Genomic DNA, 24,506 nt, shown 5'->3' on the forward strand with positions numbered 1-24,506 from the left:
GCCCATGACCCTGCCCATGACCCTGCCCAGGTGGTGGACCCATTGGCGGCCCAGACCCTGGTCCATGACCAGGTGGGGAGAATGGCGGTGGCTGTTGAACCCCGCCATGTTGTCGTTCATCATAGTAGTAATACTCATCTTGGAATGACGGTGGATTTAAATAATTCTGCTGACTATATGGTTGGTTATAATAATGAGGTAGATAATTAGGGTACATACTTACACTCCTTTTTTTGATCTCACCCCATCATATTCTTGAGACACTCGCCTATAAACTTGTACACCTGATAAATTTGGATTTATCTCTTCATTTTCCTCACCGTTATGGGCATCTACACAGGCACATAGGCATTGACCCACATAATTTAAACAAAGCATTTTGAGATATGGAGGAACGAATATGATTAAATTTCTTGCTTTTCGTGGGACAGTCACCATGATTAGTGACTTTATGGAGTCAAGTGGAGAAGGCTGTACGAAATTAATGACGGTGGACAATGGGGCTGGAATGATCGTAAATTTTGTCGTTACACCGCAAACTTACTTCGTTGACCACACGGTGGTAGCAATAGGAGACCAAGTAACAGGATATTATGATGGGAACGCACCGGTTCCTCTTATCTATCCGCCACAGTACCGAGCACTTGTTATCGTAAAAGACAGCACCTATCAAACTGTAAAGGTAGATTATTTTGATCATCAGTTGGTAAGTAGCGACGGAAGTTTACGATTAAATTTATCCCCATATACCCAAATCGTGTTAACCAATGGGCAACCGTTCACCAAAAACCCAGCCAGCCGAAATCTTATTGTGATTTATGGACCCGCCACAAAAAGTATCCCAGCCCAAACCACACCATATCGAATTATTGTTTGGTGTTAAGAAACCAGGGGACGCAAATAAAATGATTAATGAGCCAGGAGAACGGTCCCCTTGGTATTTGGGGGACGGTTCTCTTTTGTTGAAGAAAAATTCACAATAGTTTCCTTTTTATGTAATTTCCTCCTGTTCAATAAATGGTAAAATAAGTATAATTAGTGACTGAATCTTAACAGGAGGTCTTATTATGTTAGGTCATTTAGGATTTTCATATGTAGGTCTGATCTATTTATTGATGCTTTGGATTCCCAACTTCATCTGGAGTAAACATAAGCCAATTGACTATAATCCTGCCCAGGAAAGCAAAATATTATTATTTTTCGAGCGTGTCGGGCAAGCATGCTGTACGTGCAGCATCCTGATTTTTACCGATTATAATCTCGCTCCATTTTCCGCATGGAGCTGGTGGCTAATTGCCTCCTTTTTGCTGATGGTAATTTATGAGATTAGTTGGATACGGTATTTCACTCACGAGCATACGGAGGAAAATTTTTATCGGAGCTTCTATGGAATTCCCGTCCCTGGTGCCAGTCTGCCTGTGATTGCTTTTTTGCTATTAGGTATCTATGGAAAAGTAATTTGGTTGATTGCCTCCGCAATCATCATCGGCATTGGTCATATTGGCATACACCTGCAGCATTTAAAAGCATTGAAGCATGTTTGATCATTAAAATTCGGTAGAAACATTAACTCGATACTATCCAAATTAACCCCCGTTTTAATGAAACGGGGTTTTACTCTATTAACCTCTTATCCTAATATGGTATAATTACCAAAAAATGAGAGGAGGCTTGTTCATGTCTGGCGATGCCCTTTTTACCATTTTCCCACTCGTATCAATACTCTTTTACATAGCTCCCGTTATATTTGTTATCTGGTTTTTGGTTAAATTACTTAAGACACAGCAGGAAAAGAACAAAATCCTTACTAGGATTGCTGACAAGTTAGATCAAATGAGTAAATAGACGGGGGGACCTGTCTATTTTTTTTCGGCGAACCCAAAACGAAAGTGGAATTGATTGGTAATATTTTTATGTTTTAGGTTCCGATTAGGATTGTTATAATGGTGGGTATGATATATTAGGAGGATTCCAATGACCACATTTGAAAAGTTAAAGCCGATTATTGCCGACCAACTCGGCGTCAAAATGGAGAATATCAGACTGGAAGCATCATTTAAGGACGACTTCGAAGCTGATTCGCTTGATATGGTAAACCTGACGATGGAAATTGAAGATGAATTTGCAGTCGAAATTAGTGATAAAGTCGCTGCAACACTCCAAACCGTTGGAGACGTTGTAAAATATATTGAAAACCGTTAACAATTGTGTGCCGAGGGACGGTTCTAGTGGCTCAAGAGCATCTTTAAGAAGGCCATGGAAACGTCCCTTTGGCACTTTATATTGCTTGGATGGATAGATAAATACATATAGCAGCGAAAGCAAAAAAGATGACGGAAATTACACGATTCCTTCTCATCTTCATACCGTATGCAACAAAAAAATGGCTGCAGCTAATTTCGAACCGCTTTGTAAGTAAGCAAGATTTGAAAAATATGAACTACTAAAAGTGATGGAAATAAGCAGAGTTGTAGAGATCAATAGTTTAAACCACAAAGGCTCTGTTAGGAATTGTTTGAACATAAATTTTATCCGTTGCATGAGGGGTAACTCCCTTCAAGATTTTTACATCCTACTGCAGCATATGGTGTGTGGTTTGTTTATATACGTTAGAATCTTGCGAGAGTTTCTTATTTCGGAATTTGAAAATAAAACGTTTCGCCAACATTCGAGGAACATTTACTTAAATGGTACTCCACTCCATTCTCATTAGTTGAACTAACTATCACCGAACAAGTAGTACTTTGTTTATCAGACCCTCCATAACTATCCTGTGAAGCATCATACGTGTATTCAATTTCCTTCCCATTAAAGTTCAAATTGTAGAAAATTGGGTCTCCCTCTGTGGTATAACTTGTTATCCGAACTTTATCCTCGACCTTTTGATTTACATTTTTAATAAATTGATTAAATCTGTCCACATTCGTTATTTCTCCGTGTACATTAACGATATCTCCATTCTTAATGGCCTTCTCAGAAGGATAAGGAGATTTCGGATTGTCCGTTGCCCCCTGCTGGCAGCTAACTAAAAGCATCAATAATAAAATGGTAGAAAAAATTTTTATTTTCATCATGCACCTCCATAAAATTAGACGGAATTCCTTGATCTAAGTTCCATTTATCTGCTTTTTTGCTGTTTTGAGGTACTTTTGGTTTCTTTTTTCATTAAAAATAGTTCCTATTTTGGGTTTCGTAACTCTCTAAAATTAACTTATTAGTGCAATTTTTCGATAGTTAAGTACAAAAAATCAGGGGTTTAGTACCATTTTTTAATCATTAAGTACGAAAAATCAGGTATTAAGTACAGTTAGACAATATATGGAAATCAAGGCGTTGACCATGCTTCTCTACATATGGGAATCGGCTCGAGTATTGATAATTATATGGTAAAATAGAAAGAAAAAACTTGTACGGAGGATTCTATGATTTGGTTTTTGCTGCTTGCCGTTCTGTTTGCGTTTATAATGGGGATTTTTCAGGTTCCCATTTGGATTATGTATGGCATATTGATTGTCGTGTTTCTTTTTTTCATGCTACGCAACCCGCTTTTATTTGGGAAAGATGCAGACAAGATGATGGCGTATCTAAGAAAATCAAAAGCGCCGCATTTGCAATTCCTTTACCATTCTTTTAATAAGGACCTATCGACGGCTGAACAAGCGCTGGGGAAAATTCGTTCCAAAAAATCGAGGCAAACCTCCGAAGTGATGCTGTTAATGGAGCGAAAACAATACGGAAAAGCCAAAGAGCTTCTCATGAAAATGGCTGGCCATAAGACAAAGTGGTACGCTTTGGCAGATATCGCTATTAATGAAGGCGACGTGGAAGCATTGAAACAAAATAAAAAGAAGATCAAGGATGCCTTCTTTTTAAAGATGTTGGATGTCGACCAGGCTGTGTATGCCGGGAAAATGGATGAGGCAGTTGGGCTGCTCGATACGATGATTCCTACACTTAGAGGGTATAAATTACTTGCAGCTGTTCAGTATCGAAAGCAAATCCTTGAAGGAAGACTTTGACGGTGTAAAAAAGCAATGGCTCAGTAAAATTTCACTGAGCCATTTTTTTAATTCAATTTAGAAACAATTTGGGCTAAAGCTTCGTTGATTGGTGTTACCGGACGGCCAAGGACTTTCTCAAAATCGTTGCTTTCTACTGCCAATGAGCCATTTCGAATACTCTCCTGAATTCCCACTACAATCGGAATTACAAAATCAGGTAGCCCCGCACCCTTCATGATTTCGGCATAGGTCTCATCCGTCACTTGTTGGACAGGGATTTCTTTGCCTAATACATCACCAAGCGCATGGACTAATTCTGCTTGTGTTAAAAGTGGACCTGAAAGTTCGTACACGGCATTTTCGTGACCTTCACCGACAAGAACTTTAGCGGCCGCCTCTGCATAATCCTGTTGCGGCGCCCAACCTACCTTCCCTTCTCCAGCAGAAGTTACCCATGGGGCACCGGCCAAGACAGCTTGGATGCTTCCGATTTCATTTTCCAAATACCAATTGTTGCGTAAGAAAGTGTATGGAATACCTGTTTTTATGATGGCTGCTTCGGTCGCCACATGCGGCGGAGCCATTAAATTCTTACTTTCTGTTGCATTCGCTAGACTGGTGTAAGCAATAAATTTAACCCCTGCACGTTCCGCCGCCGCGACTGCATCGGTATGCTGACGAATTCTCGTTTCATTGTCGCCGTCTGCCGAAATGATTAACAGGCGGTCAACCCCTGCAAAAGCAGCTTCCAATGTTTCTGGTTTGTCAAAATCGCCAAGGCGCACCTCTACACCTTGAGCAAGCAGACTTTCGGCTTTTTCCGGCTGACGAACGCTAACAGCCAACTGACTTGCAGGTACAGTTTTTAATAAAAAATCAACAATCTTTGAACCTAATTTCCCTGTTGCTCCTGTAACTAATAGTTTCATTTTGTGATTCCCCCATTGGATTTGATTTTGTTGTAACAAAATTGATTACCTGTATTCATTTTAGTTACATGTATATCATTTGTCAACAGATTAAATACTCTATCTATATTTAGTTTTCATTTGGTATAATATACTTGTAATCAAATCAATTACACGTTAAAATAGGAAAATTACAAAACAGAAAGAAACTAAGGATGGTGACTGAAGATGTCGATCAGCAGCCGATTTGCTGTCGGAATTCATATATTAACTCTGATTGATTTTAATAGGGAGGGGACCAGTTCGTCTGAATTTATCGCTTCTAGTGTGAACACGAACCCCGCCGTGATCAGAAAACTGATGGGAATGCTTAAAAAAGCAGGTTTAATCGAGGTGCATCCTGGCATTGCCGGGGCTAAACTGGCCAAGGATTTATCGGAGATTACCCTGTTTGATGTGTACAAGGCCGTGAATGTGGTTCAGGAAAAAGAGCTGTTTAGTGTCCATAACAATCCGAATCCCCAATGTCCCGTAGGCAGGAATATTCAAAATACAATCGAACCGTTATTCGAAGCGGCCCAACTAGCCATGGAGAAGGTTCTCGGGAGCGTAACCCTCGAGGATGTAGTGACGGATATTGACAAAAAAGAGAAGATGGAGTGCTGACAGGACCAGGGGGACCAGGGGGACGGTTCTGCTGGTCCTGATTTCACTCTATGTAGGCCGCTAGAACCGTTACTTTTCCCAAAGTTCAATTAGTCTGTCTTCAGGATCTTTAATCCAAATAAACTTACCAAATTCACTAGCCTCTTGTTCCTTTGCAAGAGGTACACCTATTTGTTCAAGATGTTTCATCATCTCAGTTAGATTTTCCACTTGGAAATTTAACATCACTTGCTGTTCTGTTGGGAAATAGTTGTCATCTTCCGTAAAGAACGAAAAGATTGTTTCATTCTCTGGTTGTGGTTTGATAATCGTCATATTCCAATCATTTATTTCAAGCTTCAATACCTCACTGTACCACTTCTTCACAGCTTCTAGATTTTTAGTCCTCCAAAATACTCCACCGAAACCTTTTATCATAATATTGATCTCCCTCACTTCATTAATTTTTCTATTTTATTAAATTCTAGATATAAAAACAAACTCCTTCTGACCATTAATTTTGGCTTTGTCACTCTCATTAGTGTTTTGTGGGAAATCCAAGGTGTTTTGTAGCATTTTGAGAAAGATTTTTTTAAAAATTTTCCTGCTGACTCTCGCATGGTAAATTTTAATAAATTTATCTATTATTTGTAAGGGATTTCTATATAATGAATTTGTAATGCTCTAATTTTATAGATAAAAAGAGGGGGGCGAGCATTTGATGTCAACTGAGAATGAGGTTTTATTAGAGAAAGGAAAACAAAAGAATTCAAAAAAAGTAGAACGGAAAGAGGGAGAACCGACTCCGGCTTTCATAGGGGCTTCATGGGCTGCGCTTTTAGTAGGGGTCGCGGCATATCTAATCGGCTTGTATAATGCAGCAATGCAACTGAACGAAAAAGGTTATTACTTTGCCGTTTTAGTGTTTGGACTCTATGCAGCGGTATCATTACAAAAAGCCGTACGAGATAAAGATGAAGGAATCCCAGTGACCAATATTTATTATGGGATCAGTTGGTTTGCCCTTATTGTATCGATTTCTTTAATGGGAATCGGGCTATTCAATGCCGGAAGCATCGATTTAAGTGAGAAAGGCTTTTATGGCATGTCGTTTGTGCTTAGTGTTTTCGCAGCCATCACGGTTCAAAAGAATATTCGAGATACGCAGCGGGCAAGAGAAAGAGATTGATTGGCGAGAAAATTGGCTGTCGAAAAACCATCGATAGCCTTTTTCTTTTTGATTCATACATTTGAATTATTAGATTTACTCATTAAAACTGGGAATTCGCTCATTGAAGCCGGGAATTCGCCCATTGGAGTCCAGAATTCGCCCATTGAAGTCCAAAATTCGCTCATTGAAGCTGGAAATTCGCTCATTGAAGAGAATTATTGTTTGGTAAACCATAAATACCTAAATTAAACAATGTAATTTTACACTTTAGATAAGAAAACTATCGACAATTTTGGTGTAAAAACTTTTTATCTGCCACTTGTAGCATCTTATCTGCCACTTGCCAAATTACGGTCAGGTTTTCTCCAAATAGGAACTTGTAGTTTATAATATAATTGCCTGAATCATATTAAATGGAGGGCTATAAAATGCGTAAAAAAGGATTGGTGACTGTACTCTGTTTAGTTGTCATTTTGACTATTTTTTATTTAGTTGCACGTCCTACCGACCCGGTTAAAAAACCTGAACATCTCGTTATTCCTACGACTTCCTTGGAAAAAGATATCTGTAAACGAGTCGCCACACAATTTGGCGATTGCAAAAGGATTCTTATGTATGATGCGGAGTCCCATTTAGTGTTTGTCGAAAATAGTACGGCCATCTATCCTGTCCTTACCAATAAAGAGTTTACTCAATTTAAAAAGTTTATTTTTCCAATGATGGATTTTCAGGAGTTCAGAGAGGAAAGGACAGAACGTGGACCCATTGACTGGCGAGCAAAAAGCAATATCCAAGAGGATTTATCCGTTATTTACGGATTTGCTGAAGATGCTGCCAAGACCATCGTTATCAATAGTGAAGGCAACATACAGCCAAACAGATTCTTCGTTCGAGATAATTTGTGGGTTTGGTATGTTACGATCTCGAAAGCTAAAGTGAAATTACCAGTTAAGGTAACCGTTTATAATGCAAACGGTCAAATAATTTATGGGGGAAATCAGAAGGATTAGTTAAGGTAGTCGACTGCTATTGGCTGAGTGATTCAATGTAACTATATTCTGATCTTATGGAAATCATATTCCTAAAAAATGACTATCAAAGGAGCTTTTGATAGTCATTTTCCATTTCCCCAATTTTAACTAAAGTTATTTCCCCATCATTTTCCTTATTCATGTTAGTTTCTAACTCTTCAAGAAAATTCATATCACTTATTAAATTGGTAAATAATATCTTAGAGGTGGTAAATATGGATGGGAATAAATTAAAACTTACATCTTCAGAAATAGGAACACTTTGGGGAGAGTATGTAAACGGCACGTCGGTAGATATGGTAAATAAATATATGGTTTCTATTATTGAAGATGAGCCGATTAAAGCTATATTTGAGGAAGCTATTATTACCTTTGAAAAACAAAAAAGGCAAATCGTCACTTTTTTGGAGAACGAGGGATTTCCCGTTCCCATTGGATTTACTGATTCTGACCTCTTTAAAGGTAAACCTAGATTATTCACGGATATATTTTGCCTAAATTATTTGCATATCATGACATTACATGGGTTACTGGGACACACCACATCTTTAGCTGTTTCTGTTAGAAAAGACTTAAGAGAATTTTACGATTCATGTGATAACGATGCGAAAAAAATGTACCATCAAACCATTGAGTTATTGCTTGAGAAAGGCAGCTTTCAAAGAGACCCTTTATTTTATCCAGCTAAAAACCCTGAATATATTTCCAGCCAAGATTTCACAGATGGATTTTTTGGAAAGGGAAGAACATTATCAGCGGTAGAAATCATTAGTCTTTCTTTAAACCTTAAAAAGAGCATTATGACTAAAACCCTTTCTATTGCATTCAGTCAAGTTGCTCAATTAAAAGAGGTAAGGCAGTTTTTAACCGATTCAGAGAAAGCGGCTGATGGACAAATAAAAGCTTTTTCAAAGATTATGCAGTCAGATAATTTGCCAGTCCCAAAATCATGGGAAACGGAAGTAACAACTTCAACGGACTCCCCTTTTTCTGATAAGTTAATGTTGCACCATATTGGTTTCTTATACCAAGCTGCACAAAACTATCATGGAGCGGGATTAGCAACATCTATGCGAACAGACCTCGTAGCAGCTTATGAAGGGACTATTCTAAAAAATTTAATGGTTACAAAAAAATGGTATAACTTAATGGTGCAAAATAAATGGTTAGAACAGCCCCCTCTTGCTCCTAATAGAAAAGAAATTGCAAAAGAAATATAGTATAACAAATTTGCATATCTCCCCTATTTTTTAAACTGTTTTTGTCGAATGGCTCCAGGTTAGTAACTTGGGCATAATACAGTTAAATACAAAAGAGAGGGGTAAAGTATGAGGCTAAGAAATGGTGATTTTTATACAAATGTTTTTACCAATAAGTTATATAAGTTAAATGAAGATAACGATAGCAGCTGGTCCTTGAGTTTACGTGATGATGAAGGTTACCATGAAACAGAAAAGATTTCAGGGCGTGATATGATTAGATTGGTTGAAGGTAGTTATAAAAAAGCTTAAAATCAAATTTTTTGTGAAAAATAAATAAATACTGAAATGTTCAAAGGAAAAAGTCCCCTTTATGTCGAATATAGTATCTAAAGGGGATATCAAATGAATAAAATTGAGTTATTAAAAAAGTTACTAAACAGTAGTCGAGGTAATTTGTTTTCATTAGAGATTCCTACAACAAAAGAAAATGAAAAAAAGATTCAAGAATTGGTTCGATTGTTAGAAACAGAAAAAAGAATTAAATTACGAGAATATGTACAGAGAGAATACTCCGTATATTTACATGGAATATATAAGTATGCATCCGAATAATCGGATGCTTTTTTATTTTGGGGACTCCGGGGCCACGGGGACGGTTGTGATGGGATAAAGTAACCGTCCGCTTGGAATTTTTTAGAAATAACTTCTGTACTGATATAGCATGACTCCAAGTGTAATGATGGTATAGGCCAAGGAGGTCAGAAAAGCAATATTCGGTGAAAACTCATACTTTTGTGCATCCATCTTGATCCCTGTTGAACCTTGAACCGTCATATCTAAGCTCCTTGACGAATACCCACCCTTTGAGGTAAAAAACCAGATAATTATGGTTACAACCATTCCAACAAAGAATGAATAATCAAGGAATTTTGTATGGGTATAATATGTAAGAACATAATTCAAACCTGCTAAAACTACTAACGTAATCACAATGGTTATTAATTTTTTTATTTTAAACATCCCCTATCCTTTTTAAGATTGATTGGTTCGTGTTTAATACCTTTTTTAACGCATTAGCTACTTTGCTAAAACTGGTCATAATAAAGCTCCTCCAGCAGTGTTTATTTTACTATTAATATTCTCCAACATTAATTAAAACTCCTACTAGAAGAATGGGAACTGCCGGGATATTATTACACCCATAACTAAGCAGACTTTGAATTTTACACTTATTGAGTATGTGATGCTAAAATTAACAAGGACAACAACGACATAATTGAGGTGTAAGAATGAAGTTAGATGAGTTTTCAATTGGACAAGTGTTCCATACGAAAAAATTAAAATTAACAAAAGAGAATATTATGAGGTTTGCAGGTGAATTTGATCCTCAATATATGCATTTGGATGAGGAAAAGGCCAATCAGAGTAGGTTTAATGGGATAATTGCTTCTGGTATACATACGCTAGCTATTTCCTTTAAGCTTTGGGTGGAAGAAGGCTGCTATGGCGAGGACGTCATTGCTGGAACACGGATGAATCAAATTAAATTTATTAAGCCAGTGTATCCTGAAGATGAATTGCAAATCATTGTTGAAGTGATTGATAAGAAAGCAACTAAAGATGAAACAGGTATCCTAACTGTCTTGTTATCTACCTTCAATGATAAAGAAGAGAAAGTTTTTGAAGGTGAGTTATCAGTATTGATTAAGCGATAACAATATAAGCCAATGGCTCAGTAGAACTATACTGAGCCATTTTATTTAGTCACAAACCCCGCGGCACAAACTTAACCTATTTTTTCATATTTAAATAACTGAAGTTTCTCAGTAATTTGTACTTCACCTATTTTTTTGTAGCCCAATTTTTCATAGAAGTGATGATTTCTTTTGTTTAAGTATGGAGTGTATAGGCTCCAATCTTTGATTAATGGAAATTCTGACTCTATTAACTTGATGCTTTTACTTCCAAGCCCTTTATTTTGAAAATCGGTTCTTAGGAATAGTTTGCTTAATCTCAAGCGGTTTTCATCCAATGGTCGAAGATCGACCGCCCCAATCACTTCGTTGCCCCACCAGATGGTGTAATGAAAAAAACGTTCTATGTTTTCAATTAGTTTCTCGGCCGTTTCATTTACGGGGGTTGAAGCATGATCTTCGTATAATGCATAATCTTCTGCGAAAGCTTCTTTTTGTATAGCTAACAATTCTTCTACATCTTCCAATTTGCTTTTTTTAATACTAAGTTTCATCTAAACGCACACCCCAATTTTTCCCCTAAATATAGTATTCTTATCATTATAAAGCTAACCATCGCCCTTACACACTATAAAGCACTAAAATGAAAATGACTCTATGATTACCAGTTATTATCCAGCAAATGTCGTAAGTTTGAAAATATACGTGCTAAGTGTGCAAATTTATGTCATAAGGCTCTGAAAATATGTCATAATTAACTAGGGTTTCAGGTTACTTCCAATTATTATCCAGCAAATGTCGTAAGTTTTAGAAATACGTCATTAGTGTCCAAATATAGGTTATAAGTCTCGGAAAATATGTCATAAGTTTTATAGGATGGTGAAATAATGAATCATTTAGAAGGTTTAAGGAGAATGGCAAACGGTGAAATACCTGGTTCTCCTGCTGCACAGGTACTTGGTTTTAACGTAGTAGAGGTGGAAGAGGGTCGAGTTGTGGTTGAATTGGATGCCACTGAAAGGTTACATAATCCAATGGGGACGCTGCACGGGGGCATTTTATGCGACATCGCGGATGCAGCGATGGGATATGCCTTTGCTACTACCCTGGCTGATGATGAGCTTTTTTCAACAGTTGAATTAAAGTTGAATTTCCTTAAACCCGTTTTTAAAGGAAAGCTTCGTGCGGAGGGGAAATTAATTAAAAAAGGTGCCTCTCTCGGATTGCTAGAATGCTATATTTATGATCACAAACAAAGTCTTGTCGCACATTCTACTAGCACATGCATGGTGCTGAAGGGAAATGCTGATCGAAAAAGAGTTCAGGCAAAGTGATGATACTGGGACGGTCTGCTTGCACAAAGTAACAGCAAAAAAAGAGCCAGGGGAACCGTCCCCTTGGCACTTATTTCAGCTCAAAGTATGCTTTACCTGTCTAAACTCACAACCTACTCCATCAAATTTTTATAATAAATGATGGTCGCATCGAAGTTGCCGATTTCATTCATGGCATAATGAGGGATCCGCCCTGCATTAACATATCCTAAGGACCGATAAAGTAAATTGGAGGGGTCACCTTCTCTCGTATCGAGAACCAATAGTGTTCTACCCATTTTTAATGCTGTTTCATGTGCCGACTCCATTAATAAACGAGCTATCCCCTTCCGGCGATAATTGGGGTGAACCAATAATTTTGCAATTTCAGCTCGGTGTTTGCCCGTCTGTTTTGAGCATAGATGTAATTGCACGCTGCCAACTATTTTGTTGTTGATCTTAGCAACAAAAATGGTAACATTGGGATTTGGCACACTCTCCCAGTACTGTTTTGCCTCCAAAGGGTCAAGTGGTCGTAAAAATCCAATCGACGCACCCTCCTCCACAACATCAATTAGAAGGTCAACAAGTTCATTTAGATGTTCCTCCATCTTTATACACTTTTCTACTTTTATATCATTTTCTTTTTTCCCCAAAACAACCACCCTAACTCTTTTTATATGGATAAATATACCATATGGAAAGTTCAAGAAACCATAATGATGCTCATTCTAGATTAAGCGAAATTTGGCTAAAGGAGCTCACAGTTCGGCAATGGACCCCTCGGATGATCATGGGTGCACAAAGGAACAGCAAAAAGTGCCAGGAGAATTGTCCCCAAGTACATTTGGCCGATGATTTTTTTCAGGTAAACAACTACGACTTACTATATAATATTGTTTAAGAATTCTAACTATATAGGAAGGGAGATACTGTATTGGTAAACTTCTATGCGTTTGTCATGTTATGTGTTTTTTTAGTTATTTTACCTGGCCCCGATACTGCGATGGTTACAAAGAATACTATTTCAGTTGGAAAATTGGGCGGTCTTAAATCTGCTCTAGGTACATGTTGTGCCCTTTGTATCCATACTTCAGCTGCTGTATTCGGACTTTCAGCAATCATTATGAGATCAGCATTATTGTTTTCTATCTTCAAATACGTGGGTGCCGTTTACTTACTTTATATGGGTGTGAAAGCCTTGTGGTCCTTGAAAAACAAGGATGAAACAGCAGCAAGTATTGAAATGAACACAGAGAAACAGCTAAGGAGCCCAGCTTGTTTTAAACAAGGCTTCCTTACCAATTTACTAAATCCCAAAGTTGCGGTCTTTTTCTTAACTTTTTTGCCTCAGTTCGTGGAACCTGGAAGTCATACCTTTTTCCCATTTCTAATATTGGGCATCACTTATATCGTATTGACTGCGGTGTGGTTTTTACTTTATGTCTCGTTGATTCATCGGATTAGTGCTTTTATGAAAAAGCCTAAAACAAAAAAAGTAATTGAAGGCATCACAGGTACGATACTGATCGGTTTTGGTATTAAATTAGCACTGGAAAAAGTTCATCACTAGAGACCGTTTCTAACAAAAATTTCAAAATAAGCGGAATTCCTCCGTCTATTTATCAGCTCGGAGGCTTAACCTGATTGACCCCCCATAAATAAGAAAAGACGTATGCTAATTCATACGTCTTTTCTTGTGTCTATTGAGGCTCACTAACTCAGTGTTACCTCTTTTCAATTTTCCCATCTGAATGGCGGGCGAATCTTCCTGATTCACGCTCATTTACATGATCGTAGCTGCCCCATTGCCAGCCACCGAATTGTGTTCGCTGATATTCGTTGAAGGCATCGCGAATTTCCTGTTCTGTATTCATCACGAATGGTCCGTATTGGGCAACAGGTTCTTGAATCGGTTCACCTTCTAGAACGAGCAGATAAGACTCTTCCTCTCCGTTTGTTATCTCGATTTCTTGGCCGCCCACTAACTTCGCGCGGTGAGAAGCTGTGAGCAATGTTCCATCTATTTGAATCTCTTTTCCTTGATAATAGTACAGATTCCTGTTCAATGTTTCGGCAACAGCTGGCAGCGTGAAAGTTGCTTGTGGTTCCATCCGAATAAGGTAAATTCCAACATGATGAACTGGGTCATTTGCCCAAGAAGCCTTGGTTGGCTCTAAACTGTTTTTCCCCTGTAAATTCCCTGCAATCAGCCTGACAGTGGTTTTCGCCCCGTTTGCGTTAGTTGATGAGATTACCGGAATGTCTTCAGCCCAAAGCATCTTATATTCTGGCTCAGCAAATTTACTGTTAGCTGCGAGATTTAACCAAATTTGAAAAAGCTCGAGTGGATTTTCGCGATCCTGATCGACGAGCGGGAACATTTCACTGTGCATCGTTCCCTTACCCGTTGTGAGCCATTGAACATCGCCATTCCCATAGCGTCCGGCGCCGCCAGTCGAATCAAAATGGTCAACCAACCCTTCTAAAACAACCGTTACGGTTTCAAATCCACGGTGAGGATGAGCTGGAAAACCTGGCACCGTAGTCCCGTGGTACATTCTAAATCCATCCTTCAACGTAAAATCCTCGCCTAGATTCCTACCTTCCAAAGAAGTAATAGGTCCCTGCTTATCATTACCTGAAGGATAAGCATCTCGATGGTGCATCGTGACTAAAAACGGATCCTCCGTCTGCCATTGAAAACCCAATCGTTGGATTCCAAGAATTTTTTCGTTTGCCATGGATTTTGCCCCCTTCACTGATAAAAAGCCCATCTAAAATTTTACTATAATTACCACTAACGAGTGTAGCAAGTTGCTTTGTGTTCACTTAAAAGTGTAGAGCGTATGCTCCTGAACCAATTAAGGCAACTCCAATGGATACTACAATTAACATTAAGTTATATTCATACCCGCCAGCACCATTCGCAAAGCCTTTCGGTCCGTGTACTTTTGCAATGGCACCTAACATGATGATTGTGATGAGAGCCGCCCCCAGTGGTAAAAATAAGCCCAAGATAAAGAGAATTCCGCTCAATAATTCCCCAAGTCCAGATAATGTTGCTGCCACGTTTCCTGGTTTAACCCCAATCGATTCAAACCAGCCGCCCGTTCCCTTGATCCCGTATCCTCCGAACCAACCAAATAATTTTTGCGTACCGTAAAACACAAAGACCACACCGACCATCAAACGTATAATAAATAAGCCTAAATCCATCATTTTTCATTTCCCCTTTTTTTAAAAAAATTATTTTAAATTAAGATATTTTTAATTCGAGATATCGACTCAAAAAAAATCATAGTTCTAGTCTCAATTTTTCACCGCGTTCTTTTTTGTAATACCTCCTTTTAACATCATTATTTATCGATAATGAGATTCGTTTTAAATAATCTCGAAATCTAATATCTTTAACCTGAGATAAATATTACTACGTATAAACTCGATTGTCAATATCCTTTTTTCATCCTGAAAAACTGCAATGAATAGACCGTTTGTATGGTTCTAGTGGCACTGGGGAATTTCAGGAGAAAAAAGTGTTATACTAGTCCCTTTTTAAACCAAAATACAAATCTTTTAACAATATATAAAATAATGAGGTTACTCAAAACTCTAGCAGGCCAGTCCCATTTTTTGAATGTAATTAATGAACTGTATTTCTCAATGATAACTGAATAGATTGTAAGTCCTATGGCAAATACGAAAAAATGAATAAAGATCCGTAGTCTTCCTTTTTCCATAGGATACAAAGTAATAAAAAACACTCCAAATGTTGGATACACAAGATAATAAAGAGAAAAACTCATTTTTGTTGCTACATTAAATTCTCTAAACGGAAATTCCACCAACCCAAGTAATAATTGGAGGTATTCATAAATCCATGTGACGGTTGAAACAAATAAAAATGTGATATGAGCCGTCCTTTTCATTTCTTTCGGTATGAATTTTAACAATAAAGCAATAGATATTAACCATGAAAAGATGAGAATTAGAATTTCTTTCATCATCAGCCTTCAACCTTTACCAGTCTTTTTTTAAACCAGAGATAATATTTATGGTTCAAAAATAAAGAAACAATAACCGATGATAACGTCCAATACCATTTCCATCCGTGATATTCCACCAGCGTTGTGTACTTTTCAAGAATTACCTCACAGAAAGTGAAGAAACCAGTAAATGCTAGGTAATATATTATGGCACCCTTAAATTTAGCTTTTTTTGGATAATACAGACTAAAAAAAACGGCAACAATAGGAAAAATGCAAAATTCAAAAGCGAAACTTGTCCTGTTATATTGATTTGAAATGGAGAGTAACTGAGTAGGATATTCAATCCATCCCATTTCAACTACAAATAGACCAGCTGGCCAACTTATCATTTGGAGAAATAAGAATAAAACACAGGCATCTCTTGCTTTCTCTTTGGGCACCAATTTAAAAATGGCCGTGATGCTTAAAACCAAGAAACCTAGTAACATCCATCTTTCAAAATTCATTCGGTTATTCTCCTAAAGAATTGATATTTGTATTATCTTCCATTCCTTTTTTAAACATACCAAGATAGGGCCAGAGTTTAATTTTATTCAACTATCGCTGACCCCGTTACTTCAAAAAGAAAAGCCGCCAAATGGCAGCTTAATGATCACAACTCTAGAGGACGATCAACCAATAAATTGCCTTAATAGTTGGTTAAACTTGTCACGTTCTTCCCAGAAAGGTCCATGACCGCTGTAATGAAATGGAACTAGCTGAGAATTTTTTATCGCTTGATTGAGTTCATGAGCCTGGGCAAAGGGAATTACTTTGTCGTGAACACCATGAACTATTAAGGTAGGGACGAGTATTTTTGGCAAATCTGCATACAGTTTTTCATCTCGTAATGTCCTGATGATTGCTGCCGTTGACCAACCAGCTGCTTGTAAGCCCATTTGAAAAAACCACTCAGAGAATGAGTTTGTTACATATTGAAAGAAAAAGCTGTCTGTCACTTCTTGCATCATTTTCGGACGGTCGTTTAACGATTGAGTAAGGAATTTAGTCGCCGTTTCTGTCGTAAAACCTACCGGAGCGGCCGCATCTACAAGGACAAGGTTGGATACTCCGAAACCATTATGTCGGGACATATAACGAAGCGCGATGGCTCCACCTGTCGAGTGACCGACAAGTGTGAAATGGTCTAATTGAAGGACATCCACCACTGCCCGGATATCGTCCGCCAATCGGTCAAAACTGTATCCACTGATTGGCCGATCCGACTTTCCAAATCCTCTCCAATCAATTCCGACACAGCGGTATCCCATAAAAGGAAGAACATCAAATTGATATTCAAACTGTTCATGGCTTAGCGGCCAACCATGTAAAAACACAATCGTCTTACCGCCCTCAGGATTGATATCTTCTACATATAATTTTACGCCTGAATCTACACTTACATAGTATCCCACTCCGATTCCCCCTAAAAAAGCCTTACCAATAAGATATTCATTTAGGGAAATATAGGTGAATACCTATGACTTATTCGCATGCCTGGTCGTCGGTGATAAGGTTCGGAGCCACTGCAATGTTAGTTGAATACGCTTTTATTGAGTAAAAAAAAAGACCTTCATATGAAGGTCAAAATTTAACAATGGCTTGTCCTTAGAATAGGCCTGCTTCTCTGGCTGCTTCGATACTATTTCTTGCAAACTCAAATGGATTTCCAACATTCTCCCAGTGCATGTACATTAAACGTGGGTTATCAAACAGCCAGTGGTTATGAACGGCTGTAACGATAATTCCTCGATTTCGTAATGCAGTAAGGAACGGGTTGATTTCTTTTTGAAGAACAACAGATTCACCTAAATTAAGTGTTTGACCATTTCGGTTGTTTTCGAAGGAAAGGGCGAATGGAAGGGCTAATGGGGAACGAGTACGACGACCTAATATAGTAGCATTAATATCACGAAGACGCTGAACTACACAGACAGGGGCAGCAGTAATAACCTCTCCTCCAATAATATCTGCAAGTTTTTGACATGATGACATATTTATCCCTCCTTTCATTATTTTCTCTAAATAACTTATGCAGGATAGGACAGGCTTGTCTAGACTAAACAATAAAGAATTTAAAAATATCTATCTCACAAACGTAATAAAGTCCATATTAATCGGTTCCATACCATCTGAGCGAAGTCGTGAGTTAATCTGTCCGCGATGATAGTGACCATGCAATGCGACATGGGTTAGAATCTCCCGCACAGAATTCTTAAACTCATTTCCTTTACTATTTGTGTAGGATATTATTTTATCTAGGTCAGTGCTGTCTAAATTAGTAAGAAATGTTGTTACACTCTCTTCATTTTGCCTAACAAGTTCTGCACATACTGCAAGATCGACCTCTGACCAAATGGGCAGTTGTGAACTGTCCAATCCTCGTAATCTAGTGATCCATACTTTTTCTGCAAAAAGGATATGAGAAAATAAACGGCACACCTCTTGATTCTCATCTTCCATACTTTGCAGTGTTTCAAGAATACGTTGATTGGCCCAATTTAAATGCTCATACATCTTTTGGATCGTTTTCAATGATATTCACACCACCAATTAATCAATTTCCTTAATTAACTACACTAGCCTTCACTTTTTCTGAAGAATCACTTGCTTGCCTCTTCCAGAACAATGTAACAACTATACCCAGAGACAGGATTATAGTCGCAAAGTAATAAGGATAGTTAATATCTATATCAAATAATATCCCCCCTATAATTGGTCCACTAATGTTCGCTAAACTTGTAAACATAGAGTTCATTCCACCAACGAAACCTTGTTCGTTCCCGGCAATAGTTGAAAGGTATGAAGTAACTGCTGGCCGGAATATATCAAATCCTACAAAAACAATAAATGTAACAAGTAAAATAGAGAAATAGGAATGAACAGCAGTCATTAAAAAGACAAGGACGGCTGATAATATTAAGCTATATCGAATCAGTTTAATTTCACCCCAAATTTTTGTAAGACGATCAAATAAGATGACCTGTGAAACTGCCCCAAAAATGGCACCGCCTGTGATAGCAATGGCAATATCGGATGGTTTAAATTGAAATTTATGGTCTACAAATAAACTAAAGAATGATTCAAAAGCGGCTAATCCAAATGAGGCAATAAAGATTAAAATAAACGCAAGGAAATATTTTGGGTCAATAATTCGTTTGATCCCAATCTTCCCATTGGAAACTTGGTCATTATTCTCTTCACTACGATTCGGCTCAGATAATAAAATAATTGAAAGTATAGCCGCAATCGTACCAAGTCCCCCTGCAAAGAAGAATGGAATGCGTGTTCCGAATTCCGCTAAGAATCCGCCAATACCTGGACCAATAATAAATCCTGTGCTAATGGCCGCTGACATATAACCGAGTGCTTTCGGGCGGGTATCCAAATTTGTAATATCAGCAATAAAAGCTGTAACTGCTGGCATAATGAACGCAGCACTAATTCCCCCTAAAACGCGGGAAATAAATAGCATTTCGATTCCTTTTCCCATCCCAAATAAGAATTCTGAAATGCCGAAAATAAATAAGCCAATGACAATCATTATTTTCCTGCCGAATTGATCGGCTGCTTTCCCTGCAAATGGTGAAACAATCAATTGAGCGATGGCAAAAGCTGCGGTTAAATAACCCACTGTTTTCCCGGTTATCCCCAATTCATTCATCAGCGTAGGTAATACAGGAATAACAAGACCTATTCCCAAAAAGGCTATAAATAAATTCATTAATAATAATCCTAAGGTGATTTTATGAGTCTTCATCTTTTTACATTCTCCTTAACAAAACAAATAACTTAAACAAATTTGTATTTTTTTCATTTGTTTTACAATTTCCATCGTAGTGTATATAGTTACTATATAGTCAAGGGTGGTGCTGTAAAAAATGGATAAAATAAATGGCAAGTATTTAACGACTGGGGAATTTGCGAAGCTTTGTAAGGTAAACAAACAGACCCTCTTTTATTATGATCAAATTGGACTCTTGTCTCCCCAATGGAAAAATGAAAAAGGTTATCGTTATTATTCAATTCACCAAATAGAACTATTCTTTGTTATTGATTTATTAAAGGATTTGGGTATGTCGCTGAACGATATTCAACAATATACAGAAAATAAATCGCCTGAAAGTTTCTTATCATTAATGCATCAAAAAAAAGAAGAGATTGTGAAAAAGCGTCAGGAGATTGAAATGAAGGAAAGAATGATTGATGCAAAAATAGCATTAATGGAAGAAGCATCACAACTTGATTTTCAACAAATTACGCTACAATCATTACCGGAAGCAACACTTTACCTTAGTAGAAACATTGAAAATATAACGGATGAAGAATTTGTTGAAGTGATTTCAGATTTTATTAATGAATTGAACATCTCTCATCTGGATTCGGGGTATCCAATTGGTGGTATTACGAAACGGGAGAACGTAATGAAGGGAGAATTCTCTAATTATAGCTTTTTATATATTGAGCAACCACATCCAAAGGTGGGCTATCCGTATTTTCAGGCTGTGAAAGGTGATTTTCTCATTGGATATCATATTGGGGATGAGAAAACAATACATAAAACATATAAGCGACTTTTATCAGAGATGGATAGACTACATTTAGCCTTAGGTGATTATGTTTTTGAAGAGTATATTTATGATACAGTTGTGATGAATCATAAGGAACAATATGTTACCAAAATTATGATTCAAGTTGAACGTTAATCAGCGAATTTGCCACTTCAATCGGCGAAAATCACGGTTCAATCAGCGAATATAGCATTTCTATCAGCGTATCAAACAAACAACCCCTTAGAAATAGGCCTTCTATTAAAATTGATCATCGCACCCGTATGTTTAGTACATTTTTTACCTGGTTATTTTGCTCTTTTCTTTTTCTTATTCTTGGATTTTTTCTTTGACCTTGGTTTTATCCAGAAAAGAGTGCGGTCGTAATCTCTTCTCTTCAAGATGACTATCCAAATAAAAGCAAATAGTTCCCAAAGGGCTAATAAAGCAAGATAGGAGAAGCAAATGTATGCTACCCATTTTAAAACAAACTCATTTGTATCACCCAGTTTATAGCCCCCCTCGGAATCTTTCCTGAATTAACCTGCATCTTTAGTGCAATATCTCACCTCATATTAACCATTTGCAGGCACATACTAATACTGTGGGTTGAATGTAATGTCCAAGAAATTTAAACGGACATGTTATAACGAACTAACTTTCTTGTATCTTTATGATTGCATTTGAAGGGTAATACTATTTTTATTTCCGCCGTGTTTCAACTGTCCATATTTGGTGGGGATTTCAACATACTGGACTACTTTATTCTTATTAAGAAATACAAGCAAATATATATCATCTCGATAAACCATATTAGTTGGGTCTTTAAATTTAACACCCAGTTGCTTATTGATGGTTTCTTGATCAGTGTAAGGAGTGATTAGGTATGCTTTATCCCAATCAAAGTCCGTAAGAGAATTAAGATCTATTTCCGACACGCTTTTTTTCTCCAAAATAGAACTTATCGATTTCTCTAATCCTCTATTATGCATACTATCTACTTGCGAACAACTTGCTAGAAAAATTAGGGAGAAAAAAATTAGAAACATAAATTTCTTCATATTCCACCTCTATTTTATTTTTAATTCATTGGTCGTAATAGTAATAATATAAACAATTGATTCTTCAAATAACCTTTTATTAACCTAGTGGTTCTTCCCCAAACCTTTCCCATAAAACAGGGAATAAACTTTCTAAATCATCTTCTTCCCAATCAAATTCTATGTCCGTTACAGATTGTAATCCCTTTTTGTTAATAGCTTCTACTAGCTCATCATATAGATTATCATCCCATTCAATATCACCCGTCTTTATCAGAGTATAGGTACCTAATCCTACCGAAAGCAATTCTTCATTTTGTGGGAACCCTTCCTCATCAAGGTTATCTTCATTTATGTATTCTACTAAAAATTCAGGGTCTTTCATTACCTTATTAAATATTTCTTCTCCCTGTCCAATCAGCCACCCTCGAAAATAATCAAAAGCATCATCTGAACAGCCACCCATCAAAACAAAGGCCGCTCCCCATAAACGAGATGTGTAACTTGCATTCATTAATTTTTGAAACAAAAATTCAAAATCTATAACTTCCTCTAACCCTTTTTGAGCTAGTACCTCTGTTAACCATTCCGCTTGATCACCAAATTCTCTGGACCTTTCAATTAAACTCCAAAATTCTTTCTGTTCCACTACATTAAACCCCCATTTTATTTTATATAATTCCTAAGTTCGACATTAAAAGTCTATTACACTTTTTTCAATTCCATTTTTGTCAAAACCATATAAATATGCAAAAAAGCCGTAGAAGATATAAACCCCATAAATGAGAAATAAATAATTATTAAAAATGGAAAACCGTCAAAGATAAGTAAAACAGACACTAATGGTCTCTAATGATTCCCAACCATCTATATGATTAATTTTCTTTTTGAGTATTTATATTATAGTTGGAATCACTCTTCGACCTTTTTCAATTCAATTTTAGTATTTTTTTCTTGCCCATTCTTCTTCCAATGCAACTCTACAACTAACTTTTTATTCTCAAAGCTTTCAGCACCGTCCCAATCTAAAAAACTCAAATTCATAGGATTTATTTTTTGTTGCGATTTTTCAGTTCTTTCCTTTTTATCACCAATGTAATACTTGCCATCAACCCGCAGTTGGATAAATTTAATATAAGTTTTGCTCACTTCATTTTTATTACCTTTCCAGTAAACATTTCCAAAAAGGCTATCTTTCATTGCATTTTTATCTTGTGCTATCACAGCTTTCCAGTTTCCATCATCACTTGCCCCTTCCCATCTAGGATAATTCCACTGTCTATAATCGTAAATTTTCCAACCAGTCACAGCTATTAACAGTACAGCAATTAAGATAAATAGAAAAAGTCTTTTCCCTGCCACGCTTATTCCCCCTTCAGAAAATTTTAGCACATTAGGGATAAAATGGATATTTTTACATAAAAATTTCGTTTCCCTCTTCAACTAATCCGCTTCACGTTCGCACAAAAAGAAAAAGCCGCCATTATAGCAGCTGGTTCTTAATCTCTTTCTACCCGTTACTTTAATTACATTAATTCACAATCAATGCGAATAATCTTCATTATATGAAATTTTAGTTTCATGGTATGTTGGAATATCAAGCAATTCAACATTTGAAACATTTTTGTGTAAGAATTCTTTAACTAATATTTTTACACATTTATTAATTTCATTTATGTCTAACTCATCTGAAAGTTTAGTCCACATATCGATATAAATGGGTTTATGATTATTTTTGTTTAAAGGTGCAAAATGGTCAACTTGATACAATAAATCTTCATCATCTCTTGGATATATATAATTATAAATAATCTGAGAATCATCATTCAAAAATTCTTCAATTCGCTTCTTGTAATCATAATCTTCTTGTTCGTGTAATTCGTTATTGTATAAATAAGCTAAACCAATATGGGTGGTAATTTCAAAATAACCCAATTTACTGGTCTTATTAGCATCTGAATAAATTGTAATCTCATCATTACAGCTTTTATCACAAAGACCATATTCTCCATACCAAAAATTCATATGACGAATATCAACATATACTGAATCTAACATTAAAACCCCTCCATTTATGGCAGCTGAATCCTCCATTTACCTGCTTCGTAAGCACAATAATTAACGGAGCTGCTGCAGAACCCCTTGTTAAACTCTTGCACCCGTTTAAGTACAAAAATTCACAAATTCTGTCTAATAGGTGTATGGCTAACTTATAATTACTTCATAAATTAAAAGTGTACCAAATAAAATTAAAACTGTTTTAAAGACATACCAGGGAAGAATACCCATTAAAAACATAAAAAGCTGGGCCATTATATCCCCTAAAAAAGAACCAGTTGATGCGGAAGAAGTATCCACAAACTTTTCATTATGGTATTTTTTATTCCACCAAATACCTAAACCAACAAAAGTAATACCAATTATAATTGCAAATAATTTCCCAATCATATTCTCAGCCCTTCATTTATCCAAAGATTACATATCTTCTAATCAATTATATATGAATAATAATCTATAACAGTCATATTTTTTGAATAATCATTGTATTCCTTCTTGAACTTTACTGCCACGTTTGTTAAATACGGAATTCAACAAAAAAGCGTTATTCCCTCTGGAACAACGCACTTGTTAGATGAAGAATAACCATTATTTAATCATTGTTGAAGATTATTCAGAGCTACGAATATGCCACTTAAATGTTCTTCAATTCCCTGGAGATATGAAACTTCCTTCGAGGAATTCCAAGCAATAACAGATAAACTAACCGCGATTATAACAAAACTTGCAACCTTTATGTATTCAAGCAAGTCTTTTTTCATATAAAAACCCCCTCTATATTTTCCTCTATCTAACTAATTCATTAAGTCCAAAAATAAATCCTTCTTTTACTAACCCGCCCCATTAGCACAAAAAGAAAAAGCCG

At 36.8% G+C, this 24,506-nt stretch carries 37 protein-coding genes; 17 read left to right on the top strand and 20 right to left on the bottom strand.

From position 1 onward, the window contains the following. From V7121_RS09080 to acpP, 5 genes are all read left to right on the top strand, one after another. Positions 1-210 (top strand): hypothetical protein (locus tag V7121_RS09080; protein ID WP_335546416.1); only part of this gene is annotated, 210 nt, incomplete at its 5' end. Between the two features lie 190 nt (positions 211-400). Beyond that, the gene (locus tag V7121_RS09085; protein WP_335496776.1) at positions 401-883 is read left to right on the top strand and encodes a hypothetical protein; all 483 of its coding nucleotides are present in this window, start codon (positions 401-403) and stop codon (positions 881-883) included. A 184-nt stretch (positions 884-1,067) separates the two neighbouring features. Further along, entirely contained in the window at positions 1,068-1,544 is a 477-nt protein-coding gene (locus V7121_RS09090; protein ID WP_335496779.1) for a hypothetical protein, read from the top strand. Positions 1,545-1,677: 133 nt separating this feature from the next. Further along, entirely contained in the window at positions 1,678-1,845 is a 168-nt protein-coding gene (locus V7121_RS09095) for a hypothetical protein (RefSeq protein ID WP_335496781.1), read from the top strand. A 129-nt stretch (positions 1,846-1,974) separates the two neighbouring features. Further along, entirely contained in the window at positions 1,975-2,202 is a 228-nt protein-coding gene (gene acpP / locus V7121_RS09100; RefSeq protein WP_335496783.1) for an acyl carrier protein, read from the top strand. A 428-nt stretch (positions 2,203-2,630) separates the two neighbouring features. Here the strand turns inward: acpP and V7121_RS09105 are convergent, their stop codons facing one another. Beyond that, the gene (locus tag V7121_RS09105; protein WP_335496787.1) at positions 2,631-3,071 is read right to left on the bottom strand and encodes a DUF4362 domain-containing protein; all 441 of its coding nucleotides are present in this window, start codon (positions 3,069-3,071) and stop codon (positions 2,631-2,633) included. 351 nt (positions 3,072-3,422) lie between these two features. Here V7121_RS09105 and V7121_RS09110 point away from each other — a divergent pair, with 351 nt between their 5' ends. After that, a complete protein-coding gene (locus V7121_RS09110) occupies positions 3,423-4,019 on the top strand; it encodes a hypothetical protein (protein ID WP_335496789.1) in 597 nt (198 codons plus the stop codon). Positions 4,020-4,066: 47 nt separating this feature from the next. On the opposite strand, the gene V7121_RS09115 is transcribed toward V7121_RS09110, so the two are convergent. Continuing rightward, positions 4,067-4,930, bottom strand: a complete 864-nt coding sequence (locus V7121_RS09115; RefSeq protein ID WP_335496791.1) for an SDR family oxidoreductase — start codon at positions 4,928-4,930, stop codon at positions 4,067-4,069. 207 nt (positions 4,931-5,137) lie between these two features. On the opposite strand from V7121_RS09115, the gene V7121_RS09120 reads away from it, so the two are divergent. After that, positions 5,138-5,575, top strand: a complete 438-nt coding sequence (locus V7121_RS09120; protein WP_335496793.1) for an Rrf2 family transcriptional regulator — start codon at positions 5,138-5,140, stop codon at positions 5,573-5,575. A gap of 69 nt (positions 5,576-5,644) precedes the next feature. Here V7121_RS09120 and V7121_RS09125 read toward each other — a convergent pair whose 3' ends face one another. After that, complete coding sequence (locus tag V7121_RS09125) at positions 5,645-5,992, bottom strand: VOC family protein (protein WP_335496795.1); 348 nt, start codon at positions 5,990-5,992, stop codon at positions 5,645-5,647. 283 nt (positions 5,993-6,275) lie between these two features. On the opposite strand from V7121_RS09125, the gene yiaA reads away from it, so the two are divergent. The 6 genes from yiaA to V7121_RS09155 all read left to right on the top strand — a co-directional run bounded on the left by yiaA (position 6,276) and on the right by V7121_RS09155 (position 9,570). Beyond that, on the top strand, positions 6,276-6,743 hold the full coding sequence (gene yiaA, locus V7121_RS09130) for an inner membrane protein YiaA (protein WP_335496797.1): 468 nt from the start codon (positions 6,276-6,278) through the stop codon (positions 6,741-6,743). Further along, positions 6,744-6,974 (top strand): hypothetical protein, encoded by a 231-nt coding sequence (locus V7121_RS09135; protein ID WP_335546418.1) that lies wholly within the window; start codon positions 6,744-6,746, stop codon positions 6,972-6,974. 179 nt (positions 6,975-7,153) lie between these two features. Then, on the top strand, positions 7,154-7,735 hold the full coding sequence (locus tag V7121_RS09140; protein ID WP_335546420.1) for a hypothetical protein: 582 nt from the start codon (positions 7,154-7,156) through the stop codon (positions 7,733-7,735). A 236-nt stretch (positions 7,736-7,971) separates the two neighbouring features. Then, the gene (locus V7121_RS09145) at positions 7,972-8,976 is read left to right on the top strand and encodes a DUF3231 family protein (RefSeq protein WP_335496799.1); all 1,005 of its coding nucleotides are present in this window, start codon (positions 7,972-7,974) and stop codon (positions 8,974-8,976) included. Between the two features lie 108 nt (positions 8,977-9,084). Beyond that, positions 9,085-9,267, top strand: a complete 183-nt coding sequence (locus V7121_RS09150) for a hypothetical protein (protein WP_335496800.1) — start codon at positions 9,085-9,087, stop codon at positions 9,265-9,267. Between the two features lie 93 nt (positions 9,268-9,360). Continuing rightward, the gene (locus V7121_RS09155; RefSeq protein WP_335496802.1) at positions 9,361-9,570 is read left to right on the top strand and encodes a hypothetical protein; all 210 of its coding nucleotides are present in this window, start codon (positions 9,361-9,363) and stop codon (positions 9,568-9,570) included. An 81-nt stretch (positions 9,571-9,651) separates the two neighbouring features. On the opposite strand, the gene V7121_RS09160 is transcribed toward V7121_RS09155, so the two are convergent. Continuing rightward, positions 9,652-9,978 carry a hypothetical protein gene (locus tag V7121_RS09160; RefSeq protein ID WP_335546422.1) on the bottom strand — a complete coding sequence of 109 codons (327 nt, stop codon included), beginning with the start codon at positions 9,976-9,978 and terminating at the stop codon, positions 9,652-9,654. 269 nt (positions 9,979-10,247) lie between these two features. Between V7121_RS09160 and V7121_RS09165 the strand changes: the two genes are divergently transcribed. Next, on the top strand, positions 10,248-10,673 hold the full coding sequence (locus V7121_RS09165; protein ID WP_335496806.1) for a MaoC family dehydratase: 426 nt from the start codon (positions 10,248-10,250) through the stop codon (positions 10,671-10,673). Between the two features lie 71 nt (positions 10,674-10,744). Here V7121_RS09165 and V7121_RS09170 read toward each other — a convergent pair whose 3' ends face one another. Continuing rightward, positions 10,745-11,206: a GNAT family N-acetyltransferase gene (locus tag V7121_RS09170; protein WP_335496807.1), complete on the bottom strand. Its 462-nt coding sequence runs from the start codon at positions 11,204-11,206 to the stop codon at positions 10,745-10,747. Between the two features lie 333 nt (positions 11,207-11,539). Between V7121_RS09170 and V7121_RS09175 the strand changes: the two genes are divergently transcribed. Next, positions 11,540-11,986: a PaaI family thioesterase gene (locus V7121_RS09175; protein WP_335496809.1), complete on the top strand. Its 447-nt coding sequence runs from the start codon at positions 11,540-11,542 to the stop codon at positions 11,984-11,986. Positions 11,987-12,099: 113 nt separating this feature from the next. Here the strand turns inward: V7121_RS09175 and V7121_RS09180 are convergent, their stop codons facing one another. After that, positions 12,100-12,576, bottom strand: a complete 477-nt coding sequence (locus tag V7121_RS09180; RefSeq protein WP_335497150.1) for a GNAT family N-acetyltransferase — start codon at positions 12,574-12,576, stop codon at positions 12,100-12,102. Between the two features lie 326 nt (positions 12,577-12,902). Between V7121_RS09180 and V7121_RS09185 the strand changes: the two genes are divergently transcribed. Continuing rightward, entirely contained in the window at positions 12,903-13,538 is a 636-nt protein-coding gene (locus tag V7121_RS09185) for a LysE family translocator (protein WP_335496811.1), read from the top strand. 154 nt (positions 13,539-13,692) lie between these two features. Here V7121_RS09185 and V7121_RS09190 read toward each other — a convergent pair whose 3' ends face one another. The 8 genes from V7121_RS09190 to norA all read right to left on the bottom strand — a co-directional run bounded on the left by V7121_RS09190 (position 13,693) and on the right by norA (position 19,753). Then, positions 13,693-14,709, bottom strand: coding sequence for a pirin family protein (locus V7121_RS09190; protein ID WP_335496813.1), 1,017 nt, complete (start codon positions 14,707-14,709; stop codon positions 13,693-13,695). An 88-nt stretch (positions 14,710-14,797) separates the two neighbouring features. Then, complete coding sequence (locus V7121_RS09195; RefSeq protein ID WP_335496815.1) at positions 14,798-15,187, bottom strand: DoxX family protein; 390 nt, start codon at positions 15,185-15,187, stop codon at positions 14,798-14,800. A gap of 317 nt (positions 15,188-15,504) precedes the next feature. After that, a complete protein-coding gene (locus tag V7121_RS09200) occupies positions 15,505-15,972 on the bottom strand; it encodes a CBO0543 family protein (protein ID WP_335496817.1) in 468 nt (155 codons plus the stop codon). Further along, a complete protein-coding gene (locus V7121_RS09205) occupies positions 15,972-16,460 on the bottom strand; it encodes a CBO0543 family protein (protein WP_335496818.1) in 489 nt (162 codons plus the stop codon). Before V7121_RS09205 ends, V7121_RS09200 begins: the two co-directional genes overlap by 1 nt. Before the next feature lie 165 nt (positions 16,461-16,625). Continuing rightward, positions 16,626-17,408 (bottom strand): alpha/beta fold hydrolase, encoded by a 783-nt coding sequence (locus V7121_RS09210; protein WP_335496819.1) that lies wholly within the window; start codon positions 17,406-17,408, stop codon positions 16,626-16,628. Positions 17,409-17,601: 193 nt separating this feature from the next. Beyond that, positions 17,602-17,988: a DUF1259 domain-containing protein gene (locus tag V7121_RS09215; RefSeq protein WP_335496821.1), complete on the bottom strand. Its 387-nt coding sequence runs from the start codon at positions 17,986-17,988 to the stop codon at positions 17,602-17,604. A 90-nt stretch (positions 17,989-18,078) separates the two neighbouring features. Then, the gene (locus V7121_RS09220; RefSeq protein WP_335496822.1) at positions 18,079-18,528 is read right to left on the bottom strand and encodes a DinB family protein; all 450 of its coding nucleotides are present in this window, start codon (positions 18,526-18,528) and stop codon (positions 18,079-18,081) included. A gap of 31 nt (positions 18,529-18,559) precedes the next feature. Further along, positions 18,560-19,753: a multidrug efflux MFS transporter NorA gene (norA, locus tag V7121_RS09225; RefSeq protein WP_335496823.1), complete on the bottom strand. Its 1,194-nt coding sequence runs from the start codon at positions 19,751-19,753 to the stop codon at positions 18,560-18,562. Positions 19,754-19,874: 121 nt separating this feature from the next. On the opposite strand from norA, the gene V7121_RS09230 reads away from it, so the two are divergent. Continuing rightward, the gene (locus V7121_RS09230) at positions 19,875-20,699 is read left to right on the top strand and encodes a MerR family transcriptional regulator (protein ID WP_335496826.1); all 825 of its coding nucleotides are present in this window, start codon (positions 19,875-19,877) and stop codon (positions 20,697-20,699) included. Between the two features lie 515 nt (positions 20,700-21,214). Here the strand turns inward: V7121_RS09230 and V7121_RS09235 are convergent. From V7121_RS09235 to V7121_RS09260, 6 genes are all read right to left on the bottom strand, one after another. Next, positions 21,215-21,481, bottom strand: coding sequence for a hypothetical protein (locus V7121_RS09235; RefSeq protein WP_335496829.1), 267 nt, complete (start codon positions 21,479-21,481; stop codon positions 21,215-21,217). Between the two features lie 202 nt (positions 21,482-21,683). Next, a complete protein-coding gene (locus V7121_RS09240; RefSeq protein WP_335496832.1) occupies positions 21,684-22,232 on the bottom strand; it encodes a DUF4240 domain-containing protein in 549 nt (182 codons plus the stop codon). Positions 22,233-22,495: 263 nt separating this feature from the next. Next, positions 22,496-22,945, bottom strand: a complete 450-nt coding sequence (locus V7121_RS09245) for a DUF4944 domain-containing protein (RefSeq protein ID WP_335546424.1) — start codon at positions 22,943-22,945, stop codon at positions 22,496-22,498. Between the two features lie 180 nt (positions 22,946-23,125). Further along, the gene (locus V7121_RS09250) at positions 23,126-23,641 is read right to left on the bottom strand and encodes a hypothetical protein (RefSeq protein ID WP_335496838.1); all 516 of its coding nucleotides are present in this window, start codon (positions 23,639-23,641) and stop codon (positions 23,126-23,128) included. Positions 23,642-23,788: 147 nt separating this feature from the next. Beyond that, positions 23,789-24,031, bottom strand: coding sequence for a hypothetical protein (locus tag V7121_RS09255; RefSeq protein ID WP_335496841.1), 243 nt, complete (start codon positions 24,029-24,031; stop codon positions 23,789-23,791). A 206-nt stretch (positions 24,032-24,237) separates the two neighbouring features. Next, the gene (locus V7121_RS09260) at positions 24,238-24,402 is read right to left on the bottom strand and encodes a hypothetical protein (protein ID WP_335496844.1); all 165 of its coding nucleotides are present in this window, start codon (positions 24,400-24,402) and stop codon (positions 24,238-24,240) included. Between the last annotated feature and the right edge of the window lie 104 nt (positions 24,403-24,506).

Origin of the sequence: Neobacillus drentensis (assembly GCF_036962125.1) — a bacterium.
GTDB lineage: Bacteria > Bacillota > Bacilli > Bacillales > Cytobacillaceae > Neobacillus > Neobacillus drentensis_B.

Bases quoted from the DNA above. Each gene is read 5' to 3' on its own strand.
- V7121_RS09260 (WP_335496844.1), bottom strand. From the start codon at position 24,402: ATGAAAAAAGACTTGCTTGAATACATAAAGGTTGCAAGTTTTGTTATA.
- V7121_RS09120 (WP_335496793.1), top strand. From the start codon at position 5,138: ATGTCGATCAGCAGCCGATTTGCTGTCGGAATTCATATATTAACTCTG.
- V7121_RS09215 (WP_335496821.1), bottom strand. From the start codon at position 17,988: ATGTCATCATGTCAAAAACTTGCAGATATTATTGGAGGAGAGGTTATT.
- V7121_RS09160 (WP_335546422.1), bottom strand. From the start codon at position 9,978: ATGTTTAAAATAAAAAAATTAATAACCATTGTGATTACGTTAGTAGTT.
- norA (WP_335496823.1), bottom strand. From the start codon at position 19,753: ATGAAGACTCATAAAATCACCTTAGGATTATTATTAATGAATTTATTT.
- V7121_RS09170 (WP_335496807.1), bottom strand. From the start codon at position 11,206: ATGAAACTTAGTATTAAAAAAAGCAAATTGGAAGATGTAGAAGAATTG.
- V7121_RS09175 (WP_335496809.1), top strand. From the start codon at position 11,540: ATGAATCATTTAGAAGGTTTAAGGAGAATGGCAAACGGTGAAATACCT.
- V7121_RS09095 (WP_335496781.1), top strand. From the start codon at position 1,678: ATGTCTGGCGATGCCCTTTTTACCATTTTCCCACTCGTATCAATACTC.
- V7121_RS09250 (WP_335496838.1), bottom strand. From the start codon at position 23,641: ATGTTAGATTCAGTATATGTTGATATTCGTCATATGAATTTTTGGTAT.
- V7121_RS09230 (WP_335496826.1), top strand. From the start codon at position 19,875: ATGGATAAAATAAATGGCAAGTATTTAACGACTGGGGAATTTGCGAAG.
- V7121_RS09195 (WP_335496815.1), bottom strand. From the start codon at position 15,187: ATGATGGATTTAGGCTTATTTATTATACGTTTGATGGTCGGTGTGGTC.
- V7121_RS09090 (WP_335496779.1), top strand. From the start codon at position 1,068: ATGTTAGGTCATTTAGGATTTTCATATGTAGGTCTGATCTATTTATTG.
- V7121_RS09145 (WP_335496799.1), top strand. From the start codon at position 7,972: ATGGATGGGAATAAATTAAAACTTACATCTTCAGAAATAGGAACACTT.
- V7121_RS09105 (WP_335496787.1), bottom strand. From the start codon at position 3,071: ATGAAAATAAAAATTTTTTCTACCATTTTATTATTGATGCTTTTAGTT.
- V7121_RS09255 (WP_335496841.1), bottom strand. From the start codon at position 24,031: ATGATTGGGAAATTATTTGCAATTATAATTGGTATTACTTTTGTTGGT.
- V7121_RS09115 (WP_335496791.1), bottom strand. From the start codon at position 4,930: ATGAAACTATTAGTTACAGGAGCAACAGGGAAATTAGGTTCAAAGATT.
- V7121_RS09205 (WP_335496818.1), bottom strand. From the start codon at position 16,460: ATGAATTTTGAAAGATGGATGTTACTAGGTTTCTTGGTTTTAAGCATC.
- V7121_RS09125 (WP_335496795.1), bottom strand. From the start codon at position 5,992: ATGATAAAAGGTTTCGGTGGAGTATTTTGGAGGACTAAAAATCTAGAA.
- V7121_RS09085 (WP_335496776.1), top strand. From the start codon at position 401: ATGATTAAATTTCTTGCTTTTCGTGGGACAGTCACCATGATTAGTGAC.
- V7121_RS09150 (WP_335496800.1), top strand. From the start codon at position 9,085: ATGAGGCTAAGAAATGGTGATTTTTATACAAATGTTTTTACCAATAAG.
- V7121_RS09110 (WP_335496789.1), top strand. From the start codon at position 3,423: ATGATTTGGTTTTTGCTGCTTGCCGTTCTGTTTGCGTTTATAATGGGG.
- yiaA (WP_335496797.1), top strand. From the start codon at position 6,276: ATGTCAACTGAGAATGAGGTTTTATTAGAGAAAGGAAAACAAAAGAAT.
- V7121_RS09140 (WP_335546420.1), top strand. From the start codon at position 7,154: ATGCGTAAAAAAGGATTGGTGACTGTACTCTGTTTAGTTGTCATTTTG.
- acpP (WP_335496783.1), top strand. From the start codon at position 1,975: ATGACCACATTTGAAAAGTTAAAGCCGATTATTGCCGACCAACTCGGC.
- V7121_RS09155 (WP_335496802.1), top strand. From the start codon at position 9,361: ATGAATAAAATTGAGTTATTAAAAAAGTTACTAAACAGTAGTCGAGGT.
- V7121_RS09190 (WP_335496813.1), bottom strand. From the start codon at position 14,709: ATGGCAAACGAAAAAATTCTTGGAATCCAACGATTGGGTTTTCAATGG.
- V7121_RS09165 (WP_335496806.1), top strand. From the start codon at position 10,248: ATGAAGTTAGATGAGTTTTCAATTGGACAAGTGTTCCATACGAAAAAA.
- V7121_RS09200 (WP_335496817.1), bottom strand. From the start codon at position 15,972: ATGATGAAAGAAATTCTAATTCTCATCTTTTCATGGTTAATATCTATT.
- V7121_RS09180 (WP_335497150.1), bottom strand. From the start codon at position 12,576: ATGGAGGAACATCTAAATGAACTTGTTGACCTTCTAATTGATGTTGTG.